Origin of the sequence: Paenibacillus sp. JMULE4 (genome assembly GCF_013337105.1) — a bacterium.
In the GTDB taxonomy this organism is placed as follows: domain Bacteria; phylum Bacillota; class Bacilli; order Paenibacillales; family NBRC-103111; genus Paenibacillus_G; species Paenibacillus_G naphthalenovorans.
On record NZ_SGWF01000014.1, the window covers coordinates 398,343 to 424,403 of the forward strand.

A 26,061-nucleotide genomic window follows, 5' to 3' on the forward strand; every position below is an offset into this window, starting at 1 on the left:
CCCGGCTCAGCTTTTTTAAGCCTTATTATAGACACTCATGTAAAGGGGAGGGACTATGAAAGCACAATGGTTTCTCATGTTCATACTTATTTTTGCCCTGATTACCGCCGTATTTGCAGTGATTAACGTAGAGCCGGTTCAGGTTAATTTTTTGTTCACGCAAGCGGATATCCCTCTCATATTGGTGATTATCGGCTCCACTTTTCTCGGAGGACTGATTGCCCTTTTTATCGGATTCATGAGACAGTTCAAGCTGCAGCGGACCATCAAGCAATTGGAGAAGCGGCTCGCAGAATCCGGGAACGGACAAGCCCCGGAGGAATGGAAGGACTCATCTTTATCCCCGGGGGATCGTGAAATCGTTCTCCCAAAGGAATCGCTCAACCCAAATTCCGAGGATTTTAAATCGTAAAAATCAAGTTTTAGTCAAATGCATTTGAAAATGAGCATTTTTCAACATTCCTCATTGAACTGAATGACGGCATTCATTAATATAGTACTATTAGCAGGGCGAAAGTCCTATACTATGAAGGAAGGATGCCGTCATCATGGATTTTCAATGGGCGGAAATTCAGGAAAAAGAGTTATTGGCCAGCTCATTTCACCAATCGGCTTTAAGTATGGCCCTTGTATCTGCTGATGGCTTTTTTATTCATGTGAATTCTTCATTTTGCTCACTTCTCGGATATGCGGAGGAAGAATTGTCCGATAAACCATGGAAATCGGTCATTCATCCCGATGACCGCGATCTCCTGTATTCGTTCCTGTCGGACAGTCCTGCCAACGATCGGTCGTTGAAGCAGCATGAAATCAGATATATCTGCCGAAATGGTGAAACCTTGTGGACTTACGTCAGCATTTCTCAGATTACACCGTCCAACGGCATCCGTCCTTTATATTTCAAGCTGGTTCAGGATGTGACGGAGCGCAAACGCAAGGAGGACGACGCCAAGCAGGCTTGGAACGCCTTACTCGAAAGCGAACGAATGTACCGGATGATTGCCGATCATTCCACGGACATGATTTCAAAGCACGACAGGTCGGGCAGGTTCTTGTACGTCTCTCCCGCCTGCCGCAAGCTTCTCGGGTAAAACCCGAAGAACTGGTCGGCATCATCGCTTACGAGCTGCTTCACCCGGAGGATCTGGATGCCGTTCCCCAACCGCAAGACATCGTCGATGGCCGTTCCGATATTATCCTTTTTTCATATCGTTTCCGCCGCAAGGACGGCAGCTATGTCTGGTTTGAAACCACCGGAAGTATCCTGAGAGGCGACGACGGGGAGTTTAAAGAAGCGCTGTGCACTTCCCGGGACATCTCTGCCAGAAAAAAATTGGAGCATCAGCTCCTTCAAACGAACGAATTGCTGCAGCAAATATCCAATATCGATGCATTGACCGGTGTGGCCAACCGAAGAAGATTCGATGAATGCTACGCGCTGGAATGGCGGCAGGCCCTTCGCTTCTCTACTCCGCTAACCGTCATACTAATCGATATCGACTATTTCAAAAAGTACAACGACACCTATGGGCACCAAAAGGGAGACCTTTGTCTGCAGCAAGTAGCCAATGCGCTGCGTGCGGCTGTCAAGCGTCCCGGCGATATCATTGCCAGATACGGCGGTGAAGAATTTGTCATCGTGCTTCCTTTTACGGATAAGCGCGGGGCACAGACGGTGGCCGAACAATTGCGCAGAGAAGTGGAAAGCCTGTCCATTCCTCACAGGCAATCCGATGTATCCCCCGTGGTGACAGCCAGCTTGGGAACGGCGACGGTCATTCCTACTCTGGAGATGACCAGCCACGAGCTCCTCCTGCAAGCGGACAAGGCGTTGTACCAGGCCAAAAAAGACGGACGAAACCGGGTCAAAACCTATGAACCCTCCTAAACGCAGCTGCGCCCTTTTCTTTATTGAAGAAAAGGGCGTTTTTATATTGAAACAAATCGGGTGCGGTTTGCGTCAGTAGGGTTGAAAGCAAATCATGGAAATACATAAAAACGAATGGAGGGACTTATGTGAGAAAAACAACCCTGCTCTCATGCATGGTCGCGCTCACGCTGCTTGCTTCTAGCGTACCGGCTCAACAAATGCAGGCCGAAACGGAAAAGACGGTCGGCTTGAGCTTGAACGGAGAATCGGTCCGTTTCTCGATCCAACCCCGCTTGATCCAAAACACGCTGATGGTACCGCTGCGGGAGCTTTCGGAAGCTCTGGGTGTCACGGTGCAGTGGAACGAACGCGAACGGACGGCGATAGCCAGCAAAGGAGAGCGAAACATTAAGCTGAGCCTGGACAGCAACCAGGCGTATCGCGGCAGCACACCCGTAACGCTGGACGCGGCACCGGTATCGGATAACGGCTATATGCTTGTGCCGCTCCGTTTTTTCAGTGAATCTTTTGATTTTAATGTGTATTGGGATGGCGCCAACCGATCGGTGGACATCGTGGACGCGGACAAAAGCCTGCCCACGGTCGGATCGCTCGAACGAATGGAGGAGCTGCTGAAGGATTCCGCTGCGGTCCATGGCGGCATGCGTTTAATGGTTACCGATAAATTGGCTTCACAATCCGGTGCCGCCAAAACACCAACCAGTGAATCCGCCTCTACGGCTCCGGCGTTTTCTGCAGCCCCCTCGCACTCCGGTACTAATGTACAGGTGGAAGGCGTGGATGAGGCGGATATCATCAAGACGGACGGCAAATACATTTATCAGGTAAACCGTGACCGGGTGATCGTATCCCAGGCCTACCCTGCCGATAGTATGAGCGTCGTCAGTACGGTGTACTGGGCCGACCCCCAATTTTACCCGCAGGAAATTTATGTCGACGGCAAGCATCTCGTGGTGATCGGCAATACCCATTATCCGATAAACGATAAGATAAAACCGTCTAATTCGGCCGCGCCGGCTGCGAGCGATCCCTCCACCCCGGTCAGCAGTCCGGCGGTGGATGCCCCAGCGACAAAAAGTATCAAGGTCGCGCCCGTACCCGAGTTTATAGAGCGAAAAAAAATGATCTGGCCCGCGCCTCAACGTTTCACCACCAAGGCGATCGTATATGAGCTGGGCGACCGTACGGAAATGAAACCTGTCCGAGAAACGGAACTCGAGGGAAATTACATTTCGTCGCGTAAAATCGGCGATTCGCTTTACATCGTCACCAACAAAGGGATGGATACGTATTGGCTTATGGACAAACAGATCAGCCCTGCGGAAAAGAAAGCGGCCCTCTCCACACCGGCTTACCGTGACTCTGCGGCCGGGGACTCGTTTATCACCATCGGCTACGAGGACATTCGATATTTCCCGAAAGCGGTAGAGCCGAATTATTTGCTCGTCGGCGGACTCAACCTCAGCAAGCCGGAGCAAAAAATGCAGGTGACCAGCTATCTCGGTTCCGGCCAATATGTGTATGCATCGCAAAACAATCTGTATATTACAGTGAATGAATACGAACCTGTTAAAGAAGAACCTGAACAATCGTCAAAGGCGGTTCCCGGAATCGGGCAGGAAATTATGCCGATCCGGCCGGTACCGGTCGAAACGAGCAGCGTCATTTATAAATTTGGCATGGATAACGGCACGGTCAAGTACCTCGGACGCGGCAAAGTGCCCGGACACCCGCTGAATCAATTTTCCATGGATGAACACGACGGCTATTTCCGCATCGCAACCACCAAGGGAGACATGTGGCGCGACGATGAATTTACTTCAAAGAACAATATGTATGTTTTGAACGAAACGATGAATGTCGTAGGCAAAGTGGAAGATCTGGCCCCAGGCGAGCGCATTTACTCCGTACGTTATGCCGGAAGCCGGGCTTATATGGTTACCTTCAAGAACGTCGATCCTCTGTTCGTTATCGATTTGAAGGATCCTCAGGCGCCCAAAGTGCTGGGTCAGCTCAAAATACCGGGCTACAGCGATTATTTGCACCCCTATGACGAGAACCATATCATTGGCTTCGGCAAGGACGCCGTAGTAGTGGACAACAAAAACGGTTCCGGTTTCGAAGGCGGTCCTACTGCATATTATCAAGGCATGAAGCTGGCGCTGTTCGACGTATCGGATGTCGCCCATCCGAAAGAGCTGTTCAAAGAATCGATCGGCGGCCGGGGCACGCATTCGGAGCTGCTGAACAATCATAAAGCCCTGCTGTTCTCCAAAGAGAAAAATTTGCTCGCTTTTCCGGTGACGGTTATGGAGGTCAAAGACAAATCCTCCGGCGGTGCTCCCGCAGATGCGACAAAATACGGCGAGTTCACGTTCCAGGGTGCATACGTCTACGGGCTGGATCTGCAAAATGGCTTCCAGCTTCGGGGCAGGATTACCCATTTGAGCGATGAAGACCTGCAAAAGGCCGGGCGTGAATGGTACAGCAGCGACCGCAACGTCGAACGGCTGCTCTATATCGGCGATACCCTGTATACTGCTTCGCCGGATATGCTGAAAGCAAACGATTTGTCCACGTTAACCGAAATCGGATCGCTCAAGCTCCCTCCATGGAAGCCGCGCCAATAACGGGCTTGGCAGCGGCTTCCTCATCGGGTACAATTACAAGTGTCAAATCCTATATGGAGGTAAGCCTGTTTATATGGTAAACACCATCATTACCATCTCCGTCATTATTGCATTGGTTGTTTCGGGACTAACGATCTACGTTACTTACAAAGCCTATTCACGCAAACAAGACTAAACAATCCAATGCCACATGGCCAAGGCGATCAGACCTCCGAACGCGGAACTTAGGGCGTTAACCGTATCGTTGGTCATCAGCGCATGCCCACGGATTCGAACCGCCGCTGCCTCGCAGTGGCGGTTTTTTTCGATCTCTTTGCCGCACACCCGGCAGCGGTACATGACTTGGCAAACCGCACCAAACCAGGAGTCCGCCAACGACCCGGCCAAACCGCCGAGCAGGCCGATGAAGCACAAGGCCGCTGCGGACGGGAGAGGCCCTTGCGGCGACAGCAGCAGGAGCGGCCAAGCTGTCGCTCCGATGAACAGCCCGCCGGCCGCCGAGGCGGCGAGCCCAAGCGGTGTCACGCCGCCGGATGTCCCGGGCTCTACGGTGCGCAGGCTGACGATGGACCTGGGAGCCGAGCGGCTGACGCCGCCGATTTCCGTTGCCCAAGTGTCGGCGGTAACCGTTGCCATGACACCGACAAAAGCGGCCCACCAGAGCGGGTGCGGAAACAACCAATATCCGATGCACAGCGCAAGCCCCAGCCCGCCGTTAGCCCAAACCTGTCCTGCATCACGCCTCCCCGATTTGGCATAGCCGCTTTCCGCGGCCTCTTTTCTTCGGCTTTTCCATTTGGACCATGCCGATGAGGTAATAAAAAAGGCAATCAGCGTCCCAAACCAGGGAAGGCTTCCTAACGCATACATCAAGGTGCCAAGCAGTACAGCCGCCGCCAGGCCTGAAATCGTCAGCGACTTTTTCCAATAGGCCGCTCCTGCGATAAGCAAACTCCCGGCAAGTCCAACCAGCAGATCCGCCATTTGTACTTCAACTCCTCTTCCTGAATAAAAAACACATTCGATCAATGTTTGACAGCAGCTTTTCTTGCGAAAAGGAATATTCCCGTCGAAGTCCTTTCAAGGATGCCGGATCATCATCCCGGTTTTACTTAGCGCTTGACTGAACTTACTCATTGTGCAGCATCAAGAAAACCCGGCCGCCGGCCGGGCAATTCTCTAGACGGGTGGGTATGGGGCCAATGATGCTGCTGTGGAATCACTACAGCTTCAAAAGAGGCTCGTTATAATGTCCTGCCCTCTGCTGGCTGTTTCTTTTTTTGCCAAGTCAGCTTCCACCTCATCCCACTATTGACGTACCCATTTCTGAAGAGTTTAAGGGAATATCCCATATTGCCGGGCAACATACTCTGTCCGCTAGCCGGAGATCGCCGACCACGTTTCTGCCTACCACACGCTGGCCACTGCATTGAAAATCAGTCTTATGGAGCGTCTTTTTTCATATGTACGGATTCATATGTACGGATCTCAAGTTCTGCTGCAGACTTTCTTTTGTGCCGATCCTGGGCCGGTTTGTATTTTCCTCATGGCCATTCTTTTGTTTACTCACCGGAAACAGGTTCTCCGGACTCGGCCATACCCCCCGGATTGGTTTGGTTACCGGTTTGCCCGGATTCGCCCACATTCGGTGTCCCGCCGGGTTTGACGGGATGATTTGTTTTTGCCGGTTCATCTGAATTAGGATTCGCGTTCGATTTCGACGTTCCGTTCGATTTCGGCGCTTCATCCGGCTTGGCCGTTCCGTTCGATTTCGGCGTTTCATTCCGATTCGCTGTGCTTCCGGATTTGGCTGATTCGCTTTGCTTTGCATTATTGCTATCGGATTTGTTGCCCGGGTCCGCCTTGCTTCCCGATCGGACAGCCTGATTGGATTCTGTCGGCTTCTTGGTCTCGTTCACCGATGACTTCACTGCCGCCTGCCCCGTTGACGGTCGGGATGCTGCCGTAACCCGCCCTTCCTCATCAACCTGGGCATTAACCGAAATAGCAGTCAATTTGTCGAACAGCTTGCGGCCTTCCTCCTTTACCATACGGATTGGTTGAGCCCATTTGGTCAAGATAGGCACAAGCTGCAAATCGCAGCTTCCTTCTTTCGAGCAGGACGCTTCCAGTATCATACTTTCCCACGTAGCCGAATTTTCGTTGGTCGTAAAAATAAAGTTGCCGAGGCTGTACGCAATCCACTTGCCCTTATACTGCTCGAAGCCCTGCAATACATGCGGATGGCTCGCGATAACCAGATCCGCACCTTGATCGATATACTGTCTGGCCAGATCGGTTTGCACCTTGATCGGTCGGTGATTTCGTTCTTCTCCCCAATGGGCGATGACGACAACGAGGTCGGCCTCTTCCCTGGCTTTGGCAATCGCCTGAAGCGGCAGCTTTGTCGTATAGGTTTCAGCAAGCCCCGGCTTGTTTTTACCCGCATACCAGCTTGCGGAATGAATCACCCGGCTGAACCCGAGAAACGCGATGTTCATTCCGTTATGCTCCATGATGACGTGACGGTACGCTTCTTCGCTGTCTCTTCCGGCCCCGACCCGCCTGATCCCCTCCGCATCCAGGTAATCCAAAGTATCGAGGAGACCCTCCACCCCATAGTCCATGCTGTGGTTGTTCGCCAAATTGACGAGATCCACCCCTGCTTTCCCGAGCTCGGAAAGGGCCAACGGCGACGAACGGTAAGCATAGGTCTTATCCTCCGGCGTGCCTCGGGTCGTAATGGGCGTCTCTAGATTGGCGACGGCAATATCCGCCTTCTCTAGATAGGAACGAACATATTTGAACGGATAATCATATCCGTGCTGCTTCAGGAGAGCCTCCACTTTACCCGCGAACATCACATCGCCGACAAAGGACATGTTCACACGGTCCGCTGCTTTATCGTTAGCTGGGGCGATATTCGCCTGTTCGTTTTCATTCACCGCCGGCGGCTTGTCCGCATCATCCTGCCGCGGCTGAACTCCTGCGCTTGGAGCTGGCGGCGTTTTGGCTCCTGACGCCGCTTCACCTTCCACCATACCATGAGGCCGATCAAGCTCCTGCATTAAATAGGCGAAGGCACCTATCGTCAAAACTGTCAACAAAGCGATCTTCAGCCATAACATGCGATTCATTTTTTTCTCTTTAAGACGCTTATGTTTTTCTGTACGTGATCTAATCGCAACCTACCCCTTTTTCCTCCCAACTGCCGGCAACCTCCGTGTACCATTATACCAAAAGGCCCTCCCCTGGTCATGGGCAATTGTACCAAAAATATGTTGCCGTTCCCCGCTGCCTTCTGGTATGATAGATATCCTTTCGATTTTCAGACTTACTCACCCCGAGCGGACTTAGGCATGATTGCACGAACCCATTCACTTCTCCACTGCCGTTACCAGTTGGAGAGAGTTTGAAACCTTGGAGGTGCCTATGCTTTTTCCCGTATTGGTTAAAAAAGCGTTCTCGCGAAACCTGCAGTACCGTTCCTCGCATGCGATCAATACCTTCGCGAGCGCCATGTTCGGTCTTATTTACGTTTCCATCTGGAAAGGAATCGGCGAGCCCGCGGGGATGAACGGCTACAGCCTGCAAAATGTCATCCATTATGTTGCGTTCAATCAGGCGGTATTGTGGATCACCTTGTTCATCACCAACGGACTTGGCATCGAACGTTCCGTTCGCAGCGGACATATCGCCCTGGACCTGATGCGCCCGGTTCATCTTTTCTATCAGTTGATGGGGCGGGAATGGGGACAAATCGGCTATCAGCTGATATACAAAACGGTGCCCATCTACTTCATCTATATCTGGACGATCGGTCTGCCCGTCCCTACAGACGCGGCAACATGGATCTTTACATTAACGTCGCTGGCATCCGCCTCTTATATGAACATCTGCATCAACTACCTCATCGGCGTCACGGCGCTTTGGACCACCGAGTCCAACTGGCTGTATTGGGTCCATTTTTCCGTCTCTTCCGTCCTTTCCGGCTTTCTGGTCCCGATCGAATGGCTGCCCGACTGGCTTTCGCGGATAAGCGCTTGGACCCCATATCCCTATATGCAGCACGTTCCAAGCAAAATCTATTTAGGCCTCGCTCACCCCTCCACCATGTGTGGCGGTTTTTTGTGGTGCGCGCTGCTTACGGCGCTTTGTTTGGCAGCCACCGCGTTCGTTCGGCGCAAAGTGGAGGTGCAGGGCGGATGAACACGCTTCGAATGTATGTTCTGCTAATTAGAGCAAGCATCCGCAGCCGAATGCAGTACAAATTCAACTTCTGGCTGTCTACGCTGCTGGCCGCTGTAGTCAATGCGACCGATTTTTTACTGATTTCGATCATTTTATGGAAGTTCGATAACATCCAAGAATGGTCCCTGTACGATATCGGCTATCTGTATTCCACCATACTGCTGTCCAAGGCGCTCTATCGCAGCTTTGCCAACGATGTGCACCATCTGGAAAAATATTTGGTGTCGGGCGACCTCGACGGCCTGCTGATCCGACCGGTCCCCGTTCTGCTCGCGCTGATGTCGCAAAACTTCCGGCCCATGTTCGGCGAGTGCATCCAGGGTGGGATCATTCTGACGCTTTGCTTAAGCCACATGATGAGCATAGGGCAAGTCACATGGCTGGCGGTTCCTTTAACGCTGCTCATTCTTGTCACCGGAGCGGCCCTGCTGTTCGCGATCGGACTTGGCACCGCCACCTTCGGCTTTTGGATTACACGCATCAGCGACCTTCAAAATCTGACGGAAGACGCCGCCCGAACCGCCGTTCAGTACCCGATGGATCTGTACCCGCTTTGGCTGCGAACCGTTCTGCTTACGCTCATTCCCGTAGGAATGGCCAACTACATTCCCGCACTGTATGTGCTGAGAGGGGAATTCGGCTGGTGGCTGCTGCCCGGCGTCATGCTGTTTACCGTTGTTTTTCTGGGGCTTATGCTGCGTTTCTGGAAGCTCGGCCTTACCCGCTATCAAAGCACGGGAAGCTGATGCAAGCCTGCATCCTTCCATAAATATAGAGAGGAGCTGCCGTTTGAATGATCGAAGTGAGAAATTTGCATAAAAGCTTTCGGCTCCCCCCGAACCATCCAAGCAGGTGGGAGCGGTTGAAGTCTGTACTCTCCGGGGCGGGTGCGGAAAAAATAGCCGTCCGCGAGATTAACTTCACCATAGAGCAAGGCGAATTTGTCGGATATATCGGACCGAACGGCGCCGGCAAATCGACCACCATCAAAATGCTGGCGGGTATCCTTCATCCCTCCTCCGGGGAAGTCCGCATCGGCGGACTTAATCCCCATAAGGACCGGCGGCGGGTAGCCTCCCGGATCGGCGTCGTATTCGGACAACGCAGCCAGCTGTGGTGGGATCTGCCCGTTCGCGATTCGTTCGATATTCTTGCCGCAATGTACCGCATTGACCCGCGCCGTAAAGCAAAGACGCTTGGCGAGCTGGACGAGCTTCTCGAGCTGCGCGACTTGATGGACGTCCCTGTCCGCAAGCTGCTGTCCACCGTTAACCGGGAGCTGGGAAAAACGGTGCTGCTCACGACTCACGATATGGATGACATCGAGCAGTTATGCAGCCGTGTGATGGTCATTAACCACGGGTCGCTCGTTTATGACGGAACGATCGGTCAGCTCCGCGAACGTATCGGGCTTCCTACCCTCCTTCAGGTTACCTTCACCTCGGAAGCGGACGTTCCGGGCCCGGATGCGTTACCCGAATTTAGCATCGCAAAGACGAGCGGCCGCGGGCTTGCGATTCATTTCAACCGGCGGGATATCCCTGCGATGGAAGTGCTCCGGAAGCTGGAATCGTTCGGTACGATCAGCGACGTTCATATGGAGGAGCCTGATTTTGAAGAAGTGATTCATCAAATATACTAGCCCGGTATGTGGTATAATGAAAAACATATGAAAAAATGGAATAACAGGAGGCCATGGGTGACAATGGACAAAATCGCAGTCATTTCCGACATCCACGGTAACCTGGAGGCATTGGAAGCTGTTGTGCGGGACATCCGCTGCCGCGAGATCCGGCGCATCATTTGTCTTGGCGATCTGGTCGGCAAAGGCCCTCAGCCTTGCGAGGTGGTGGATCGGATTCGCGAGCTTTGCGAAGTGACGGTGCTGGGCAATTGGGAACACGGAATCAACCAGCCTCAGGATAAGGAATCCGGCTTGTGGCAGCAGGAACGGCTTGGAGCGGAACGGCTCCGTTATTTGCGGGAGCTGCCTTTTTTCGTGGATCTTCGGATGAGCGGCAGGCGTATCCGGCTGCTGCACGCTTCCGCGAAAAGCGTCTATCATCGCGTACCGCAAAAAGCGGACAAGAAAGAAAAGCTGGCGATGTTCGAGAACACCGAGCATACCGGAGGATTCCTGGGAACGGAGCATACGCCGGATGTGATCGGCTACGGGGACATTCACATCCCGTTCATGCAGACGCTCAAATCCAAACAAAGCAAAGGACTTTTGCTGTTCAATACGGGCAGCGTCGGCGCTCCCTACGACGGACTGGCGCAGGCCAGCTACGTGATTCTGGAGGGTGTGGCGAACCTTATGGAGGAAGCCCCGTTCTCCGTGCAATCCGTACGCGTCCCTTACGATATCGAGAAAGCCGTCGCTATCGCAGAGCAGGTCGGACTGCCTGAGCTGGAGCGGTTCCGTTATGAACAGACAACCGGCCTGGAACGTTGAAGCGCTGTAAGTTATCCATCCAAGCAAGGAAAGAAGGAACCTTTTTTGGAACGTTGGAAAATCAACTTAATCGTACTCTGGCTTGGACAATTCATGGTCATGTCCGGCATGACCATGATTATTCCGTTCCTGCCCCTATACATACAGGAAATGGGAATTCACGATCCGCATGAAGTGGCCGTGTGGGCGGGCTTGATCTTCGCCGCCAACTTCGTCTCTTCGTTTATTTTTCAGCCGATCTGGGGAGGACTTGCCGACCGGTTCGGACGCAAGGTCATGCTCCTTAGGTCAGGCTTCGGCATGGCTTTTGTCATGATGTTCATGGGCATGGCCGCTACGCCTCTGCATTTGCTGCTGCTTCGTTTGGCTAACGGCGTTATATCGGGCTTTATGCCGGCCGCCGTCGCGTTGGTATCCGCGAATACGCCCCGTGAACGGATGGGCTTCGCCATGGGTACTCTGCAATCCGGCAGCGTGGCGGGCACGATTCTCGGACCTTTGTTTGGGGGAGTATTGGCGGAATGGGTCGGCTTTCGCCCCATTTTTTACATCACCGGGGGATTGTTGTTCGCCGCTTCCGTGCTCGCCGCGTTCTTGGTAAAAGAAAAATTCGACATCGAGCAAGCCAAAACCAGGCCAACAATGTCGGTGTTCAGCGGGTTTCGCGAGCTGATCCGGATCCGCCAGCTGCCGGCTCTGTATTCCGTTACCTTCCTGATCCAGTTTTCGATTCTTAGCTCGATGCCGCTGATTCCCTTGTTCGTACAAGAGCTCCACGGCAGCGGCCAGCTGCTGGCCTTTTATGCCGGACTTGTCGGTTCGGTGACCGGCTTTTCGAACATGATCGCATCACCGCTGCTGGGCAGACTGGGGGACCGGCTGGGATCGCAGCGCATTCTGGCGATCGCTTTAATCGGGACGGGTCTGGCCTTTATTCCCCAGGCCTTTGTCACCAACATCTGGCAGCTGCTCGCCTCGCGTTTCCTGTTGGGCGTTTTTATGGGAGGGCTTCTCCCTTCCGTGCAGACCTTAATACGCCAGTATACACCAAGCGGCATGGAAAGCCGGGCCTATAGCTTTAATACGAGCGCCCTGGCTTTGGGCAATATGCTCGGACCGGTCATCGGGGGAGCCGTATCGGGGTTGATCGGCATCCGGGGAATCTTCATGATGGCCGCCGTGCTGCTGCTGCTAAACGCTTTATGGGTCAGGCTCTCTCTATTCCCGAGAAATCAAGTGCAGAAAACAGGTTCGTAGCTTATCGCTAATAAAGGGCATCCCATTCGGGTATGAATGAGGATGCCCTTCAGATATGAAACCTGACGAGGAATGTACAGCAAAACAGCCTGTTACCCCATAGAGGTACCAGGCTGTTTCATTTAAGACTTTAGCAGCGCCGGATGAGCTCGGCCAGCAACGCGGTGCGCAGCGGTATCTCGTCAATCCGGACGTATTCATCCGGAGAATGGGCAAAGTCGCCTCTTGCGCCCAAACCGTCCAGCGTCGGTGTGCCGACGGCGGCGGTGAAGTTTCCGTCACTCACACCGCCGGTATGCGTCTCCGCCAGTTCGATTCCGTGATCCGTCCGGGCGATTTCCTGCGCCAAGGCGAACAGGGCCGCCGTACGGTCGGTACGTTCCATCGGAGGGCGCATCATCCGGCCGGTAAGCGTAAGCCGGGCTTGAGGGAGCGCCGGAATAAGCCGGGCAAGCTCCGCTTCGATGCGCTCCGCTTCGGCTGAGGTAGCCACGCGCACATCGATTTCTCCTTCAGCATGCTCCGCAACGACATTGCTCCCGATACCGCCCCGGATCACGCCGACGTTCACCGTAGTCCCCCGCGAAAGGTCCGTAAGCGCATGAAGACGCTGAATCTGACAAGCCAGCTCATGAATGGCAGATACACCTTTCTCCGGATTTACCCCGGCATGCGCCGAGATGCCCTGTACCGCAAGCTTATAGCGTCCGCTGCCTTTGCGGGACGTCTTGAGCGCACCGCTTGGCTCCATCGGCGGCTCCAATACGAAAGCGACAGCCGACAGTTTCGCCTGCTCCTCGATCAAAGCACGGGACGTCGGACTTCCCAGCTCTTCGTCGCTGTTCATGAGCAGTACGACTTTCTTATCCTCCGGAAACCGTCCGGAGTCCAACAGCGCTTTAAGTGCGAATATGGCCTGCAGCAAACCGGCCTTCATATCGTAAACGCCGGGACCGTAGGCTCGTCCGTCCTCGATGCGGAACGGCCTTCGGGCAGCTTCTCCCAGCGGCCAAACGGTATCGTAATGACCCAACAGAAGAATCTGTTTTTCCCCGCTTCCGACTTCGCACAAAAGGCGGTCGCCATACGTTTCGTTCGGAACCCGAATGACCCTGCCTCCGGTCAGCCGTTGAAATTGACGCGTAAACCAGTCGGCCATCAAATCGTTCTGCCGCTTGTCTGTAGACGGCGAATCGATATTCACACTCTCCTCCAGCAATCGGAGAATGTCAGGCATATACCCTTCAATTTGTTCTTTTATTGTCTGTAACTTCACCAAAGCAGCATCTCCGTTAGTGCGAATGCGATTTCGAACCGAACAGCCGGTCCAAACCGTACACACGTTCCAATAAAATAATAAATACAAGACTTAATAAAATGACGACCGATGAAATCGAGGCTACAAGCGGGTCAAGTGTTTCCTGCATGTAGCTGAATATCGCCATCGGGAGCGTTGTCGTCGTCGGTGAGACCAGAAAGAGAGACACCGTGACATTGTCAAAGGAGGTCAAGAAGGCGAAAATCGCTCCCGACAAAATAGCCGGTTTAATGATCGGCATCGTAATATCCCAAAAGACGTTGATCGGCTTCGCGCCCAGAATGTATGCGGCACGCTCCAGGGTATAATCGAAGGAGCTGAGTCCTGTCAGCACCAGGCGCACGACATAGGGAATCGAAATTAAGATATGCGCCAACAGGAGGCCGGTGAAGGTGCCCGCCAGTCCGATCCTCGTGAAGAAGAGCAAAGCCGCAATGCCGATGATCAGCGCCGGCACGGTAAGCGGCGACAGCAAAAGTCCGTTAATGACGTCTTTTCCGGGAAACTTGTACTTATGCAAGGCTAGACCGGCAATCGTTCCAATCAAGGTTGAAAGCACAGCCGAAAGTGCCGCAAGCTGCAGACTGAACCAGAAGGATTCGACAAATTCGGGGCGGTCGAATATTCTTTCATACCAGTCCAAAGAAAAACCGACCGGCGGAAAAGAAAGATACTTTGCCGACGTTAAAGAGGTTGGAATAATGATCAGCAGCGGCGAGATCACAAACAAAACGACGAAAAAGGTGATGACTCCCAGCGGAGTGATTCGTTTGATCATGAAGAAAACACCTCTTTATACCGCTTTGTCTCCATAAGCCGGGTAAACAAAGTGACAAGCGCAATCGTCGATCCGAGCAGCAGGAACGCAAGCGCAGCACCGAGCGGCCAGTTCATCTGAGCCATAATTTTCTCATAGGCGATCACAGGCAGTACCTTGACGGACGTACCGCCCATCAGAGCAGGTGTCACAAATGAGCTCATCGACAAGCTGAACACGAGAGTCGTTCCCGCCATGATGCCGGGCAGCGTGAGCGGAAGCGTCACAGTAAAGAATGTGCGCAATTTGCCGGCGCCGAGAATTCCGGCCGCCTTATACAGCGATTCGTCGATCTGATACATGCTGGTGGCGATCGCCAGAATCATGTAAACGATCAGCGAATCGGTCAAGCCGATGACAACGCCAAGCTCGTTATACAGCAGCTTGATCGGCTGATCGATCAGACCGAGCTGCATGAGCGTGTTGTTAATCCAGCCCTTTTCCCCCAGAATGATGACCCAGCCGAAGTTTCGGATGACTACGCTGATCAAGTGAGGGGAGATGATCAGGAACGTGATCAAACCGCGCATTTTGCCCGAGCACTTAGCCATATACATGGCGACCGGATAGCCTAAAATGAGACAGGCCAATACCGTCAGCAGCCCCAATTTGACCGTTCTCCACAAAATTTGCAGATAATAGGGATCCTGGACAAGGAGCGCATAATTCTCGAATGAAAATTGTCCGTCACCATCCTGGAAGCTGAGCATAAGAATATACAGCATCGGCAGCAGGAATACGCCTGCCACGACGGCAAGGCTCGGGGCAAGAAGGAAAGCGGCCGAACGTACAGAGGACAAAGCGCCTTTACCCATGAGCCCCATTCCCCTTTCCCGGGAATACGAATACATCCTCTGGCTTCCACTGCAAGTTCACTGTATCGCCGGCCGTCCATATACGGTTCTGGCTGTCCGAAGGCATCCGCACATGGATGACCGTATTCCCGAGCAGGACTTCACTTTCCGCGTAGGAACCCAGGAACGAGATCTGGCCTATGCGTCCTTGTGCTTCATTGCGGCTTTCCGCCTGCAAGCCTCCCCCTGTACCTGTAGAAAAGGCAATTTTCTCCGGACGCACATAGATCGATACCGCCTCTCCGGACTGGAATGTCCGGCCTTTAAATGACGCACGAAGCTCTAGTCCTTCATTGGTCCTCAGAACGATTCCGTCTCTCTCCGAAGCCGATACGACAGTACCGTTCAACCGGTTCGATTTGCCAATAAAGGTATGAACGAACTCTGATGCAGGCAAATTGTAAATATCCCACGGGCTGCCGATTTGCTCCACTTTACCGTGGTCCAGTACAACGATCCGGTTCGACAGGTACATCGCTTCCTCCTGATCGTGCGTTACGAAAATCGTCGTCACGCCGATCTCCTGCTGCAAACGCTTTAACTCGTCGCGCAGCTCTTCGCGGAGCTTCGCATCCAGATTGCTGAGCGGTTCGTCCAACAGCAGCAGGGAAGGCTCGGTCACAAGCGCTCTTGCTATAGCAATCCGCTGGCGCTGACCGCCCGATAATTGCTTCGGATAACGGTCCGACACATGCGGCAGCTTCACAAGCTCCAGCACCTTTTTCACGCGCTCTTGAATTTCCGTCTTCGGCGTTTTGCGCAGTTTGAGGCCGTAGGCTACATTCTCAAATACCGTCATGTGCGGAAATAAGGAGTACGTCTGAAACACCATGCCGAGCTCTCTTTTATTGGATGGAACGCCATTCATTTTCTTTCCTTTAATGATGAGTTCGCCCTGATCTGGCTCAAGGAAGCCGGCAATCATGTTGAGCGTAGTCGTTTTGCCGCATCCCGAAGGACCGAGGAAAGAGACGCATTCTCCCTGCTCCACCTGCAGGTTGAAATTTTCTACAACCACATTGGAACCGAATTTTTTCTGAACGCCTTTCAATTCTACATCAATCATTTTCGACACGAGGATCACCTATTTCCCTACTTTTGGTGCGATTTCTTTGTTGAAGCGATCGAGCCATTTGGAAGATTCGCTGCTAAGCACGGCATAATCGAATTTCACGGCTTTGCTCATATCAACCTTCAGCTTATTAGAAATATCGTCCGGAAGTTTGACATTTGTTGCCGGGTTATAATAAAGCTTTGTGGCAAACGAGGTTTGTACTTCATCGGACAGCAGGAATTCTACGAACAGCTTGGCTGCGTTCGGGCTTTTCGTTCCCTTGACAACGGAGGCTACCGTCGGAACCAGATTGGAGCCTTCCTTCGGAATGACGAATTGGAGGTCGAGCCCGGCATCTTTCTGCACTAAGCTGCGGGCCATCGTCCATGCAGTATAAGCTGCGGTTTGATTTTGCAGGTTCTGCTGCAATTGAGCCGCATTTTTGGCAAATGTGGGCATATAGCCTGCAATAGTTTCTAATTTTTTGAAGCCGGGCTCCATATCCTTCTCTGAACCGCCGTTGGCATAGGACAGCATGATCAGCGCCGAACGGCCGAAGTTGCTGGATATTTCGCTCAACGTAAGGTTGCCCTTCATTTCCGGCCTGGCAAGATCGTTCCAGGATTCAGGCACCGGCAAGCCTTTGGATTGCACAAGGGCGGCATTATACGAAATGCCCATCGGTGTAAAGTTGACGGCTACGCCGCTGTTTTCATTGACTTTGAGCTCAGGCGACACTTTGGAAATCGATGGGACATCTTTTTCTGTAATCGGTTCCCACAAACCCTCTACACGGCCCGCTTCCTGCTCGCCTGCTTCGATTACCGTAACGTCGATCTGAGGAGAAGCCTTTTGCGCTTTGACTTTTGCCACAATTTCCGTAGCCACGCCGGCTACATAAGTTAATTTCACGTCAGGATACTTTTCATTGAATTTCTTGAACACTTCGTCTTTCATCAGCTGCTCAACCGTTGCCCCGTTACCGGCGACAACCAGCTTTTTTTCCACTGCCGCCGCAGACTGGTCCTGTCCCCCCGTCCCTGCGGCGGGAGCCGGGTTTTCCTTGGTCGAAGAACCGCATGCTGCCAATACCGTTCCGCACAAAGTCAATACTGCCAATATCCCCGCTTTTTTGTTCATTGATTTTCCTCCTTTTGTTGTGTTATCGTTCTCTATATGAGAACGACGTTTTCTATGTGTAAAACATATTGTGATTTTAGCATGCAGCATTAGGTTGTGCAATACTCTTTTTTAAAAAAACTATCTTTCATGGAAGATTACATCACATAATTTGAAGGATATGGGAAGAATTCTCGGTTTGTGTTACACTAACTCTAATTTCATTATGAATCCAAGCTTATTATCAACATAAGGAGCACATTTACTATGGACAATTATTTATCTTCGGTCAAAAATAGCTGCAAACTGCTGAAAATATTTTTGAATTCACCCAAAGAGCTCGGTGTGAGCGAATTAAGCCGAAAGCTTGAGCTATCCAAAGGCGCCGTACATAAGCTGTTAATGACGCTCGAAAGCGAGGGGTTTATCAAGCAAAACCCTTTAAACAAACAGTACTCGCTAGGATATACTCTATTGGAGCTTGGAAACAAGGTGTTGAAGAATCATAATCTGGTGGATTTCGCCAAGCCCTACTTGCAAAGACTTTCGGAAAAGACGAAGGAACTCGTTTGCCTGTGTATTATCGACGGCAAAGATGCAATCTATGTGGACAAAATCGATTCGAAGCATCCCATTCGTTTCAACGCGGAGGAATACCGGAGATTTCCCTTGTATGCCACTTCCGCAGCCAGAGCGATACTGGCTTTTCATGACCGGGAGTTTATCGATGAGGTGCTGGCCGACGATTTAATTACATTCACGCCTTATTCCATTACCGAATCGCGAATGATGCAAGACCGGCTTGAGGAAATCCGGAAAAACGGCTACGAGATCAGCTCCAATCTGCGTAACGTAGGGGCGACAGGGATTGCGGCCCCCATTTTCGACGCTTACGGTAAAGTGCCGGCCTCTGTCAGCGTCATCGGGCCAACCGACCGTATGACGCCTTATCAGGAGCAGTGGGTCCGGGAGCTTTTGCAGATTACGCGGGAAATTTCCCAAGAACTGGGGTATCGGGAGGGCAGGTAGAAACAAAAAGAGGCTGCGTTAGGATTGGAATGTCCGGGTCTTTCAGGAGCTAAAAAAGACTTGGCCGGTGTACAGGCCAAGTCTTTTTCTCATTTACTCTGTCTTATCGGTCAATAAAGAGGCCCCCGCAATCCCGGGATTGGTCATTTCATAAGGATCGAGAATCAGATTCAATTCCTCTTCCCTGAGCACATCGTACAGCAGGCATAATTCCCGCACGGAGCGTCCGGTCACAATAGCTTCGCGGGCAATGCGCGCCACCGTCTCGTAACCGAGATGGGGATTCAGCGCAGTGATCACTCCCACACTTTTTTCCACGTATTCACGGCAGCGTTCCACATTGGCATCGATGCCCTGCAGACAGTGCTTGTTAAACACCTGAAACACCTGATCCATCATGCTGATCGATTGCAGCAGATTGAACACCAGGACCGGCTCCATCACATTCAGCTCGAGCTGTCCTGCTTCGGAAGCCAACGAAATGGTGTGGTCGTTGCCGATCACCTGGAACGCCACCTGATTGACGACCTCACACATCACCGGATTAACCTTGCCCGGCATGATGGAAGATCCGGGCTGACGGGGCGGCAGCATAATTTCACCGAGGCCGGCCCGCGGCCCGGATGCCATCAATCTTAGATCGTTGGCGACTTTGGACATATTGATCATGCACACCTTCAAAGCCGAGGAAACCTCCGTATACGCATCCGTGTTTTGGGTGGCGTCGACCAGATGCTCGGCGGTGACCAGCGGGAGCCCGCTTTCTTCCGCCAGAAGCTCGACTACGCGGACAATATATCTCGGGTCTGCGTTGAGTCCGGTTCCAACCGCCGTGGCTCCCATGTTGACCTCATACAAATGCCGCCGGGAATGCGTAATGCGTTCGATATCCCGAAGCAGCACCCTTGCGTAGGCTTCGAATTCTTGACCGAGACGGATCGGGACCCCGTCCTGCAGATGCGTCCGCCCCATCTTGATAACCCCGTCAAATGCCCGAGCTTTTTCCACGAAAACGGCATGCAGCTCGCGCATCGTTTCAAGCAGTTTCTGAATGGAGGAGAGGGCCGCGATATGGATGGCTGTTGGGAACGCGTCGTTCGTCGATTGAGCCATATTGACGTGGGTATTCGGGCTGACCATGAAATAGTCCCCTTTCGTTCCGCCCAAAAGCTCGATCGCCCGATTGGCAATCACTTCGTTCGCATTCATGTTCAGCGAAGTGCCTGCTCCTCCTTGAATCGGATCGACAATAAACTGATCGTGCCACTGCCCTTCAACAATTTCCTTTGCCGCCTGAACGATAGCCTGCCCGATGCGCGGATTCAGCTGTTTGATTTCCATATTGGCGGTGGCGGCGGCTTTCTTCACCATCCCCATCGCGCGAATCAATTCGGAATGAATTTTATAACCGGTGATCGGAAAATTCTCCACTGCCCGCAGCGTCTGAATGCCATAGTAAGCTTGAACCGGAACCTCCCTGGAGCCCAGAAAATCTTTTTCTAACCGCACCTGTGTCAAACTTCTCATCCTCCTATCGATGGAAACGCATGGAAAGCAGCATGTTCCTGTTTCCCTAACATGATATGAAAACAACGGCTCCTCTTATAATGATTATTCCCTCACCCTTGCTATGGCTAAACCGTCGTAGGCAGGCAACAGCACGCCTTCGAGCCTGGGATCCCGAGCCACCGCTTCCGTAAACAGCCTCATTTGGGTAACCGCATTCCCCTTTGCCTCCGGGTTTACGGCTTTCCCGCGCATAAGCAAATTGTCGCCCAGGATGATAGCCCCCGGCCGGGCCAGCTTGATCGCCCATTCCAGATAATTCGGATAATTGCCTTTATCCGCGTCAATAAAAAACAGGTTGAACTTCCGTCCCTCCGCATCGAGCGCCTTCAGACTGTCCAGCGCCTCACCGATCCGATACTCCACGTTCCCGCCAAACCCTGCTTCGCTTACATGCTTGAAAGCCAGATCCGCATATTCCTGCTTCAACTCCAGCGAGACCAGTTTGCCGTCATGCGGCAGCCCCCGGGCCAGACAAATTCCGCTGTATCCCCCAAGCGCTCCGATCTCCAGCACCTCTTTGGCCCCTGTAATGCGCACAAGCATAGTCAAAAGCCGCCCGTAACCGGCGGCTACCGAGATTTCCGGCATATCGTTGGCCCGGATGCCTTCATTAACCCGCTCCAGCAGCTCATCCGGTTCAAAAAATCCTTCCAGGTACTGCTCTGCCGTTATTGATGTTGTCATGGTTTTCCATCCTTCCCGTTTTGGGCCGGCCCGCGCCCATGCACGATGGTTTGCGCCAATAGGCGAAACCCTGCAATGCGGCGCCAATACCCGCCATTATGGCTTTGTGTCATTGTATAATCACCGTCAATCGCCTATACTAATTAATTGTATGGCTTTTCCAGACTTAGTTCAACCTGCTGATATTCGGAGTTTTCCCTTTCATAACAGATACGGAGTGAGTTCAACATGTCGTCAGATTCCATTGAAATCATCGCCACCTCCCCTATGGGGCTCGAGGCCGTTGTAGCCAGAGAAGTGCGCAATCTCGGCTACGATCAAGTCACGGTTGAGAACGGACGCGTAACGTTCGTAGGTGATTATTTAGCCATATGCCGCGCCAATTTGTGGCTTCGCACGGCCGACCGCGTACTCGTCAAGATGGGCCAATTCAAAGCCGCTACTTTCGACGAGCTGTTTGAAGGCGTCAAGGCGCTGCCTTGGCCGGACTGGATTCCCGAGGACGGGGAGTTTCCTGTGGAAGGACGGTCGCACAAGTCACAGCTGTCCAGTGTTCCCGCGTGCCAGGGTATCGTCAAGAAAGCGATCGTCGAAAGCATGAAACGGCGGTACGGTACGGAGTGGTTCCGCGAAACCGGCGGCCGCTTCGTCATCGAGGTGTCGCTGCTCAACGACATCGCTACATTGACGCTGGACACAACCGGCCCCGGACTTCACAAGCGCGGCTACCGCAAGCTGGTCACGGAAGCCCCGCTGAAAGAAACCATGGCCGCAGCCTTGGTGCTGCTGAGCCGGTGGCAGGCCGAACGCCCGCTCTATGACCCCTTCTGCGGGTCGGGCACGATACCCATCGAAGCCGCAATGATCGGATGGAATTTGGCCCCGGGCTTAAGACGCAGCTTCAACGCCGAGAAGTGGCCGCTCATTCCTAATGAATTATGGTCTCAAGCCCGCGAAGAAGCTTACGATCTTGTAAAGGATGACATCCCGCTCCAGATTACGGGCTCCGATATCGACCGGAAAGCGATCGATGTCGCTTTGGCCGCCGCGAAGGCGGCCGGCCTGGCAAAGGAGCTGACCCTGCAGGTGCTCCCGGTTGCCAAGGTCATGCCGCGGGGAGATTACGGATGTATCATTACGAATCCGCCGTATGGCGAACGTCTGGGCGACCACGGTGAAGCGGAACGGGCTATTCGCCAGTTCAGCCATTTATACGGGCAGCTGCCTACATGGTCCGCCTTCATCCTTAGCCCGAACAAACAGCTTGAGCATCATATGGGCCGTAAAACCGACAAGAAACGCAAGCTGTTCAACGGCCGCATCGAATGCAGTCTTTACCAATATTTCGCCCCCGGCGGTTTATACGGTTGGCGCAGCAACAAGGCGGCGGCTCCTTCCGAACAATAACATTCGGGACCTTGCCGTACTGTGATCGTCTTAAGCACCGCTTCTTCATCTTTCCATGTTTATGCTGAAGCAGCCCGGACATATAAGCATGCAAAAAGAACCGCTTCAAAGGCACCTCGCCTTGTCCGCGGTTCTTTTTGCGATATCGGTTATTCTTCTATTCCGGCAATCAGGCGTGACGAACCAGAGACTCCCTGCAGCTCAAATAATCGAATAGCGGCATGAATATGTCATTATCCGCTTCGCATCTTACGGACAGCTTGACTTCGCCGCGCCAGTAAAAATTCACGATCTGATGGCTGCGCCCCTTAACCATTTCGACGTCCCAGCACGGCGCCATCAGTTCGTAAACCTCACGGTTAATGAACATTTTCGGACCTTCGTTCGACAAAAACACGCCTACGAAATCATTCCCTACTTTCGTGTAAAAGCCTTTTCTTGACATGATGCTCCGATCCTGACCCTGCATCCGTTTCCACTCCTTTTTCAAAACAAAGAGACTCTCAACCTACGGGTACAGGAGTAGCAAATGGATGCGTCGCTCCTTACCTTCGGCAACTGGCTGGCTTGGCGCCGGAATCAGCGCTTTAGCCCCTATAGCTTTGCGTGCCCAGGCTTTCGCCTGGTTTGCCTTTATCGAGTTTGCTCGAATAATGTCTTCAAATGAACTTCATTTCCTTAAGAATAAAAGATAAGACCTAAGAGATACATAATTCAAAATTCCTATTTTCACCAAATACATTGAGTCTTTGGAACTATTTTCAATATATAACAGCCCAATTTCTCCTATAAGGAACGATACGGGCCAAAATGATGAGGTACTTAACTCCTTAAAAAGACGGATGATAAAGAAAAAAGCGGACTCCGAAACGCTTATAAACCCGCAGCAACCTGCGGTCAGGACCTGACCTGAACATAAGCGCGTAGGTATCCGCTATGAAGTCACTTCACATATTTACTGGCCTTTTCGATCGCTTCGTCCTCCGTCTTGCCGGTAACGTACCGGCCATTGACGAAGATGAAGGCAAAGCGCGAACAGGGCCCGCAGTACGATTTGCACCCCACCTTGATTTCTGCGTCGGGGGCCAGCTTCTGCAGCTTGGGCAAAGCCGTTTTTAATCTCATATGCTTGCATTTATCGCAAATACGTATATCGTTGGCCATACGGGGGCTTCCTTTCTATTGCATTAACCCATTGCGGAACCCGCTAAACAATCAGTGGTCGCCGTGGTTGCCTTTGCCCGGATTGGTCACCGAAAAGCCTTCCTCAGGCACATAGAAGTAATCGATGCGAATACCGTCCAAAAACGGCTCGTCCTTCTGAAGAATCACATCGATGCCTTTGTCGGTCGAGACGACGACATCGTTTTCCGTAGGCTTGTCCAATTTCATACCGTAATGCGCATGATCTCCGTGCGAATGCGTCACGTATACGCGGAGCTTCAATTCTTTGTCTTCCTCTTTCTCTATTTCGGCCAAAAGCACTTTGGCGGCATTGCGCGAAATTTTGCATTTCATGATTTCCATCTCCCAGCACTTATCGTTTTCACCTTATTGTATAGAAACTTGGTGGTGAAAGCAACTTTCACGTATCATGATCTCACGCTGCTGCGTCCAGCCGGGAACCGGCTTCACCCTTTTCATACGCGCTTTCTCCCTATCAAACGGCATCGCCGCTGCATTTGCTATTCTACGGCTTGTTATATAAAATGGAAAGGAGTGAAAAAATTCGGATATTATTACATTTTCCTATCATTACTTACCACAAGGTTACTGCCTCTCGGCATCTACACAGACATAGCCATACGGAAAGGATGAGAACCATGTCCATGCGGGAAAACGAGCAGCTCAAACAGCGTCAGTCCAGCAGTTCTATTCCGGTGAAGCCGGTTCATATCGAGTGCTCCATCGAAAAAGCGCTCGATGTTATCGGAGGCAAATGGTCATTTCTCGTCATTCGCGAATTGTTCGGCGGTACCAAACGGTTTGGCGAGCTTCAGCGCAAAATCAAATCCGTCAGCCCCAAATCGTTAACGGACACGCTTCGTCACCTGGAGGACAACGGCGTATTAGAACGGACCGCCTATCCGACGGTTCCTGTTACCGTGGAGTACAAGCTTACACCCAAAGGCAAGGATTTGCACCGCATGTTAAAAGAGATGAAGCTCTGGGCCGCCAAATGGTGTGCGCAAGCCGCAGAGGATTGACGAAGTCCGAGGTGACCGAATGATTAGTTTTTACCGCAAATATTACAAAACCATCTTCGATATTGCGCTCCTGATTTTGACGGTGTATTTGTTTATGTACATCTTCAGTCTCTTGTATCGGATCGCCACGCCGATTTTCTTTTCGTTCGTCATTTACATGATTATCGAGCCGCTCGCGAAATTTCTGCACCGCAGAGGGCTCAAGAAATCGATTGCTTCCGGCATCTCGACCATTTTGTTTATTCTGGTTATCCTTGGGGCGATTACCGGACTCGGCGCCATTTTTACAACGCAGATTTTACACCTTAAAGATAAGTTTCCCGAATATACGGCCGTCATGGAAAGGGAAATCATTCAGCGGTCCGAAGCTCTTCAGAATTACCTGGGTCCGCTGCCTATCCAGGATCTGATTGAACAGGCCAAAGAATATTCGACGGTCATCACCGGTAAAATAACCCAATTCGTCACCGGTTTTCTTACGGGAACTTTTACGGCATTAACCTCGGTTTCAACCTTTTTGATTAATTTCGCCATCGGGATCATTTTGGCCTATTTCTTAAGCATCGAAATCGAATCATGGAAGCGTATGGCTGAAGAGAAAACGCCCAAAACCTTTAAAAAGGCGTTCCATTTTCTGCGCGAAAACGTATTGAAGGGAATCGTCACCTACATCAAGGCACAGGCCAAGCTGATCACGCTGACGTTTATCGTCGTTTTCATATCGCTGCTCTTGTTGGATGTGAAGAACGCTTTCTCCATCGCGCTTTTATCGGCGGTATTTGACGTGCTGCCGCTTCTCGGCGTATCTACGCTGTTCATCCCGTGGATCATCTACCTGTTCATCGTCGGACAAACAACGCTGGGGATCTGGCTGTCGGTGCTGCTTGCCGTTGTCATTACAACGAGACAAATCCTTGAGCCCAAAATTACCGGTGATTCGCTCGGCGTATCGGCCTTTACCATGCTGGCGTTTATCATCATTTCACTTTCGCTTTTTGGGGTCGCGGGTTTGATTTTATCGCCGATTCTGATCATTCTGATTAAAGCGCTGTATGAGCAGGGATACTTGAAAAGATGGATTCGCATGCCTGCTGAAGAATATGAACAAGACCCCGGTGCCTCCCGTTAGGCATAACGGCAAGAGCCGCCCGCTTGGGCGGCTCTTGCCGGTTAGGCGCCATATTTGCGCTCTGCCCGTTCGGTGAACCAGTTCATCAGCAGCATGATGACGGCCACATCGTCAATAGGCAGCGCCGGCAGCACGTCAGGTATGATCCAATACACCAGTGCCGGAACGGCGAACAACAGCTTCTCACGGAAAGGAATTCGCGAAGAGCGCAGAAGCGGCACAATCCTGCGGAACACATGCGCCCAGCGCCTTACCGATAATAATCGTCTCCACATGATGCTCTCTCCTCCTAGTGCTCTCCCAGCTCTATATTCCATTATACACCAAATGCCCGGCATTCACCCAACAGCATGCAGCAAAAAAGACGAGCCGGCATCTGTCATAACAGAG

General features: G+C 52.2%; 26 protein-coding genes and 1 riboswitch. Of the genes, 13 read left to right on the forward strand and 13 right to left on the reverse strand.

Annotated elements, in window-relative coordinates:
* Window positions 1-55 precede the first annotated feature (55 nt).
* The 4 genes from EXW96_RS14820 to EXW96_RS14830 all read left to right on the forward strand — a co-directional run bounded on the left by EXW96_RS14820 (window position 56) and on the right by EXW96_RS14830 (window position 4,521).
* A complete protein-coding gene (locus tag EXW96_RS14820; RefSeq protein WP_062407112.1) occupies window positions 56-412 on the forward strand; it encodes a LapA family protein in 357 nt (118 codons plus the stop codon).
* A 136-nt stretch (window positions 413-548) separates the two neighbouring features.
* Complete coding sequence (locus EXW96_RS27545; RefSeq protein WP_254611391.1) at window positions 549-1,091, forward strand: PAS domain-containing protein; 543 nt, start codon at window positions 549-551, stop codon at window positions 1,089-1,091.
* 11 nt (window positions 1,092-1,102) lie between these two features.
* Window positions 1,103-1,888: a sensor domain-containing diguanylate cyclase gene (locus EXW96_RS14825; RefSeq protein ID WP_302621129.1), complete on the forward strand. Its 786-nt coding sequence runs from the start codon at window positions 1,103-1,105 to the stop codon at window positions 1,886-1,888.
* A 128-nt stretch (window positions 1,889-2,016) separates the two neighbouring features.
* Entirely contained in the window at window positions 2,017-4,521 is a 2,505-nt protein-coding gene (locus tag EXW96_RS14830) for a beta-propeller domain-containing protein (RefSeq protein ID WP_309225107.1), read from the forward strand.
* Between the two features lie 171 nt (window positions 4,522-4,692).
* Here the strand turns inward: EXW96_RS14830 and EXW96_RS14835 are convergent, their stop codons facing one another.
* Both EXW96_RS14835 and EXW96_RS14840 read right to left on the reverse strand, forming a co-directional pair.
* The gene (locus tag EXW96_RS14835; protein ID WP_174350853.1) at window positions 4,693-5,505 is read right to left on the reverse strand and encodes a DUF92 domain-containing protein; all 813 of its coding nucleotides are present in this window, start codon (window positions 5,503-5,505) and stop codon (window positions 4,693-4,695) included.
* 578 nt (window positions 5,506-6,083) lie between these two features.
* Window positions 6,084-7,658 carry a CapA family protein gene (locus tag EXW96_RS14840; protein ID WP_254611392.1) on the reverse strand — a complete coding sequence of 525 codons (1,575 nt, stop codon included), beginning with the start codon at window positions 7,656-7,658 and terminating at the stop codon, window positions 6,084-6,086.
* A gap of 295 nt (window positions 7,659-7,953) precedes the next feature.
* On the opposite strand from EXW96_RS14840, the gene EXW96_RS14845 reads away from it, so the two are divergent.
* From EXW96_RS14845 to EXW96_RS14865, 5 genes are all read left to right on the forward strand, one after another.
* The gene (locus tag EXW96_RS14845; protein ID WP_174350854.1) at window positions 7,954-8,730 is read left to right on the forward strand and encodes an ABC transporter permease; all 777 of its coding nucleotides are present in this window, start codon (window positions 7,954-7,956) and stop codon (window positions 8,728-8,730) included.
* Window positions 8,727-9,518: an ABC transporter permease gene (locus tag EXW96_RS14850; RefSeq protein WP_062407100.1), complete on the forward strand. Its 792-nt coding sequence runs from the start codon at window positions 8,727-8,729 to the stop codon at window positions 9,516-9,518. Before EXW96_RS14845 ends, EXW96_RS14850 begins: the two co-directional genes overlap by 4 nt.
* Window positions 9,519-9,565: 47 nt before the next feature.
* The gene (locus EXW96_RS14855; RefSeq protein WP_174350855.1) at window positions 9,566-10,414 is read left to right on the forward strand and encodes an ABC transporter ATP-binding protein; all 849 of its coding nucleotides are present in this window, start codon (window positions 9,566-9,568) and stop codon (window positions 10,412-10,414) included.
* Between the two features lie 63 nt (window positions 10,415-10,477).
* Window positions 10,478-11,227: a metallophosphoesterase family protein gene (locus EXW96_RS14860; protein ID WP_174350958.1), complete on the forward strand. Its 750-nt coding sequence runs from the start codon at window positions 10,478-10,480 to the stop codon at window positions 11,225-11,227.
* Window positions 11,228-11,272: 45 nt separating this feature from the next.
* Window positions 11,273-12,484, forward strand: a complete 1,212-nt coding sequence (locus EXW96_RS14865; protein ID WP_174350856.1) for an MFS transporter — start codon at window positions 11,273-11,275, stop codon at window positions 12,482-12,484.
* Between the two features lie 130 nt (window positions 12,485-12,614).
* On the opposite strand, the gene EXW96_RS14870 is transcribed toward EXW96_RS14865, so the two are convergent.
* From EXW96_RS14870 to EXW96_RS14890, 5 genes are read right to left on the reverse strand one after another with little or no spacing between them, the layout of a single operon-like run.
* Window positions 12,615-13,721 (reverse strand): M20 family metallopeptidase, encoded by a 1,107-nt coding sequence (locus EXW96_RS14870; RefSeq protein WP_062410833.1) that lies wholly within the window; start codon window positions 13,719-13,721, stop codon window positions 12,615-12,617.
* Between the two features lie 55 nt (window positions 13,722-13,776).
* Complete coding sequence (locus EXW96_RS14875; protein WP_054819085.1) at window positions 13,777-14,580, reverse strand: ABC transporter permease; 804 nt, start codon at window positions 14,578-14,580, stop codon at window positions 13,777-13,779.
* Window positions 14,577-15,434, reverse strand: a complete 858-nt coding sequence (locus tag EXW96_RS14880; protein ID WP_062407094.1) for an ABC transporter permease — start codon at window positions 15,432-15,434, stop codon at window positions 14,577-14,579. The genes EXW96_RS14875 and EXW96_RS14880 overlap by 4 nt, the downstream gene beginning before the upstream one ends.
* On the reverse strand, window positions 15,427-16,548 hold the full coding sequence (locus EXW96_RS14885; RefSeq protein WP_174350857.1) for an ABC transporter ATP-binding protein: 1,122 nt from the start codon (window positions 16,546-16,548) through the stop codon (window positions 15,427-15,429). Before EXW96_RS14885 ends, EXW96_RS14880 begins: the two co-directional genes overlap by 8 nt.
* 9 nt (window positions 16,549-16,557) lie before the next feature.
* Entirely contained in the window at window positions 16,558-17,667 is a 1,110-nt protein-coding gene (locus EXW96_RS14890) for an extracellular solute-binding protein (RefSeq protein ID WP_174350858.1), read from the reverse strand.
* A gap of 246 nt (window positions 17,668-17,913) precedes the next feature.
* Here EXW96_RS14890 and EXW96_RS14895 point away from each other — a divergent pair, with 246 nt between their 5' ends.
* Complete coding sequence (locus tag EXW96_RS14895) at window positions 17,914-18,675, forward strand: IclR family transcriptional regulator (RefSeq protein ID WP_062407090.1); 762 nt, start codon at window positions 17,914-17,916, stop codon at window positions 18,673-18,675.
* Window positions 18,676-18,768: 93 nt separating this feature from the next.
* Here the strand turns inward: EXW96_RS14895 and aspA are convergent, their stop codons facing one another.
* Both aspA and EXW96_RS14905 read right to left on the reverse strand, forming a co-directional pair.
* Window positions 18,769-20,202 (reverse strand): aspartate ammonia-lyase, encoded by a 1,434-nt coding sequence (aspA, locus tag EXW96_RS14900; protein ID WP_054819083.1) that lies wholly within the window; start codon window positions 20,200-20,202, stop codon window positions 18,769-18,771.
* A gap of 84 nt (window positions 20,203-20,286) precedes the next feature.
* A complete protein-coding gene (locus EXW96_RS14905; RefSeq protein WP_174350859.1) occupies window positions 20,287-20,928 on the reverse strand; it encodes an O-methyltransferase in 642 nt (213 codons plus the stop codon).
* Between the two features lie 228 nt (window positions 20,929-21,156).
* Between EXW96_RS14905 and EXW96_RS14910 the strand changes: the two genes are divergently transcribed.
* A complete protein-coding gene (locus EXW96_RS14910; RefSeq protein ID WP_174350860.1) occupies window positions 21,157-22,335 on the forward strand; it encodes a THUMP domain-containing class I SAM-dependent RNA methyltransferase in 1,179 nt (392 codons plus the stop codon).
* Between the two features lie 169 nt (window positions 22,336-22,504).
* Here EXW96_RS14910 and EXW96_RS14915 read toward each other — a convergent pair whose 3' ends face one another.
* The 3 genes from EXW96_RS14915 to EXW96_RS14925 form a co-directional block, all read right to left on the reverse strand.
* On the reverse strand, window positions 22,505-22,804 hold the full coding sequence (locus EXW96_RS14915) for a hypothetical protein (protein ID WP_062407086.1): 300 nt from the start codon (window positions 22,802-22,804) through the stop codon (window positions 22,505-22,507).
* Between the two features lie 81 nt (window positions 22,805-22,885).
* Window positions 22,886-22,977, reverse strand: a riboswitch (cyclic di-GMP riboswitch).
* Window positions 22,978-23,277: 300 nt separating this feature from the next.
* A complete protein-coding gene (locus tag EXW96_RS14920; protein WP_054819080.1) occupies window positions 23,278-23,499 on the reverse strand; it encodes a YuzB family protein in 222 nt (73 codons plus the stop codon).
* Between the two features lie 51 nt (window positions 23,500-23,550).
* The gene (locus EXW96_RS14925; RefSeq protein WP_054819079.1) at window positions 23,551-23,853 is read right to left on the reverse strand and encodes a hypothetical protein; all 303 of its coding nucleotides are present in this window, start codon (window positions 23,851-23,853) and stop codon (window positions 23,551-23,553) included.
* A gap of 305 nt (window positions 23,854-24,158) precedes the next feature.
* On the opposite strand from EXW96_RS14925, the gene EXW96_RS14930 reads away from it, so the two are divergent.
* Window positions 24,159-24,542: a winged helix-turn-helix transcriptional regulator gene (locus tag EXW96_RS14930; RefSeq protein WP_054819078.1), complete on the forward strand. Its 384-nt coding sequence runs from the start codon at window positions 24,159-24,161 to the stop codon at window positions 24,540-24,542.
* A gap of 19 nt (window positions 24,543-24,561) precedes the next feature.
* Window positions 24,562-25,671: a sporulation integral membrane protein YtvI gene (ytvI, locus tag EXW96_RS14935; RefSeq protein ID WP_054819077.1), complete on the forward strand. Its 1,110-nt coding sequence runs from the start codon at window positions 24,562-24,564 to the stop codon at window positions 25,669-25,671.
* Window positions 25,672-25,712: 41 nt separating this feature from the next.
* Here ytvI and EXW96_RS14940 read toward each other — a convergent pair whose 3' ends face one another.
* Complete coding sequence (locus tag EXW96_RS14940) at window positions 25,713-25,946, reverse strand: hypothetical protein (RefSeq protein WP_054819076.1); 234 nt, start codon at window positions 25,944-25,946, stop codon at window positions 25,713-25,715.
* Window positions 25,947-26,061: the final 115 nt, after the last annotated feature.

Excerpts from the sequence above, each read along its gene's own strand:
- EXW96_RS14820 (WP_062407112.1), top strand. The coding sequence starts at position 56 with ATGAAAGCACAATGGTTTCTCATGTTCATACTTATTTTTGCCCTGATT.
- EXW96_RS14910 (WP_174350860.1), top strand. The coding sequence starts at position 21,157 with ATGTCGTCAGATTCCATTGAAATCATCGCCACCTCCCCTATGGGGCTC.
- EXW96_RS14870 (WP_062410833.1), bottom strand. The coding sequence starts at position 13,721 with ATGCCTGACATTCTCCGATTGCTGGAGGAGAGTGTGAATATCGATTCG.
- EXW96_RS14875 (WP_054819085.1), bottom strand. The coding sequence starts at position 14,580 with ATGATCAAACGAATCACTCCGCTGGGAGTCATCACCTTTTTCGTCGTT.
- EXW96_RS14895 (WP_062407090.1), top strand. The coding sequence starts at position 17,914 with ATGGACAATTATTTATCTTCGGTCAAAAATAGCTGCAAACTGCTGAAA.
- EXW96_RS14850 (WP_062407100.1), top strand. The coding sequence starts at position 8,727 with ATGAACACGCTTCGAATGTATGTTCTGCTAATTAGAGCAAGCATCCGC.
- EXW96_RS14890 (WP_174350858.1), bottom strand. The coding sequence starts at position 17,667 with ATGAACAAAAAAGCGGGGATATTGGCAGTATTGACTTTGTGCGGAACG.
- EXW96_RS14930 (WP_054819078.1), top strand. The coding sequence starts at position 24,159 with ATGTCCATGCGGGAAAACGAGCAGCTCAAACAGCGTCAGTCCAGCAGT.
- EXW96_RS14835 (WP_174350853.1), bottom strand. The coding sequence starts at position 5,505 with ATGGCGGATCTGCTGGTTGGACTTGCCGGGAGTTTGCTTATCGCAGGA.
- ytvI (WP_054819077.1), top strand. The coding sequence starts at position 24,562 with ATGATTAGTTTTTACCGCAAATATTACAAAACCATCTTCGATATTGCG.
- EXW96_RS27545 (WP_254611391.1), top strand. The coding sequence starts at position 549 with ATGGATTTTCAATGGGCGGAAATTCAGGAAAAAGAGTTATTGGCCAGC.
- EXW96_RS14860 (WP_174350958.1), top strand. The coding sequence starts at position 10,478 with ATGGACAAAATCGCAGTCATTTCCGACATCCACGGTAACCTGGAGGCA.
- EXW96_RS14880 (WP_062407094.1), bottom strand. The coding sequence starts at position 15,434 with ATGGGTAAAGGCGCTTTGTCCTCTGTACGTTCGGCCGCTTTCCTTCTT.
- EXW96_RS14845 (WP_174350854.1), top strand. The coding sequence starts at position 7,954 with ATGCTTTTTCCCGTATTGGTTAAAAAAGCGTTCTCGCGAAACCTGCAG.
- EXW96_RS14925 (WP_054819079.1), bottom strand. The coding sequence starts at position 23,853 with ATGAAATGCAAAATTTCGCGCAATGCCGCCAAAGTGCTTTTGGCCGAA.
- EXW96_RS14855 (WP_174350855.1), top strand. The coding sequence starts at position 9,566 with ATGATCGAAGTGAGAAATTTGCATAAAAGCTTTCGGCTCCCCCCGAAC.
- aspA (WP_054819083.1), bottom strand. The coding sequence starts at position 20,202 with ATGAGAAGTTTGACACAGGTGCGGTTAGAAAAAGATTTTCTGGGCTCC.
- EXW96_RS14905 (WP_174350859.1), bottom strand. The coding sequence starts at position 20,928 with ATGACAACATCAATAACGGCAGAGCAGTACCTGGAAGGATTTTTTGAA.
- EXW96_RS14920 (WP_054819080.1), bottom strand. The coding sequence starts at position 23,499 with ATGGCCAACGATATACGTATTTGCGATAAATGCAAGCATATGAGATTA.
- EXW96_RS14940 (WP_054819076.1), bottom strand. The coding sequence starts at position 25,946 with ATGTGGAGACGATTATTATCGGTAAGGCGCTGGGCGCATGTGTTCCGC.
- EXW96_RS14915 (WP_062407086.1), bottom strand. The coding sequence starts at position 22,804 with ATGCAGGGTCAGGATCGGAGCATCATGTCAAGAAAAGGCTTTTACACG.
- EXW96_RS14840 (WP_254611392.1), bottom strand. The coding sequence starts at position 7,658 with ATGAATCGCATGTTATGGCTGAAGATCGCTTTGTTGACAGTTTTGACG.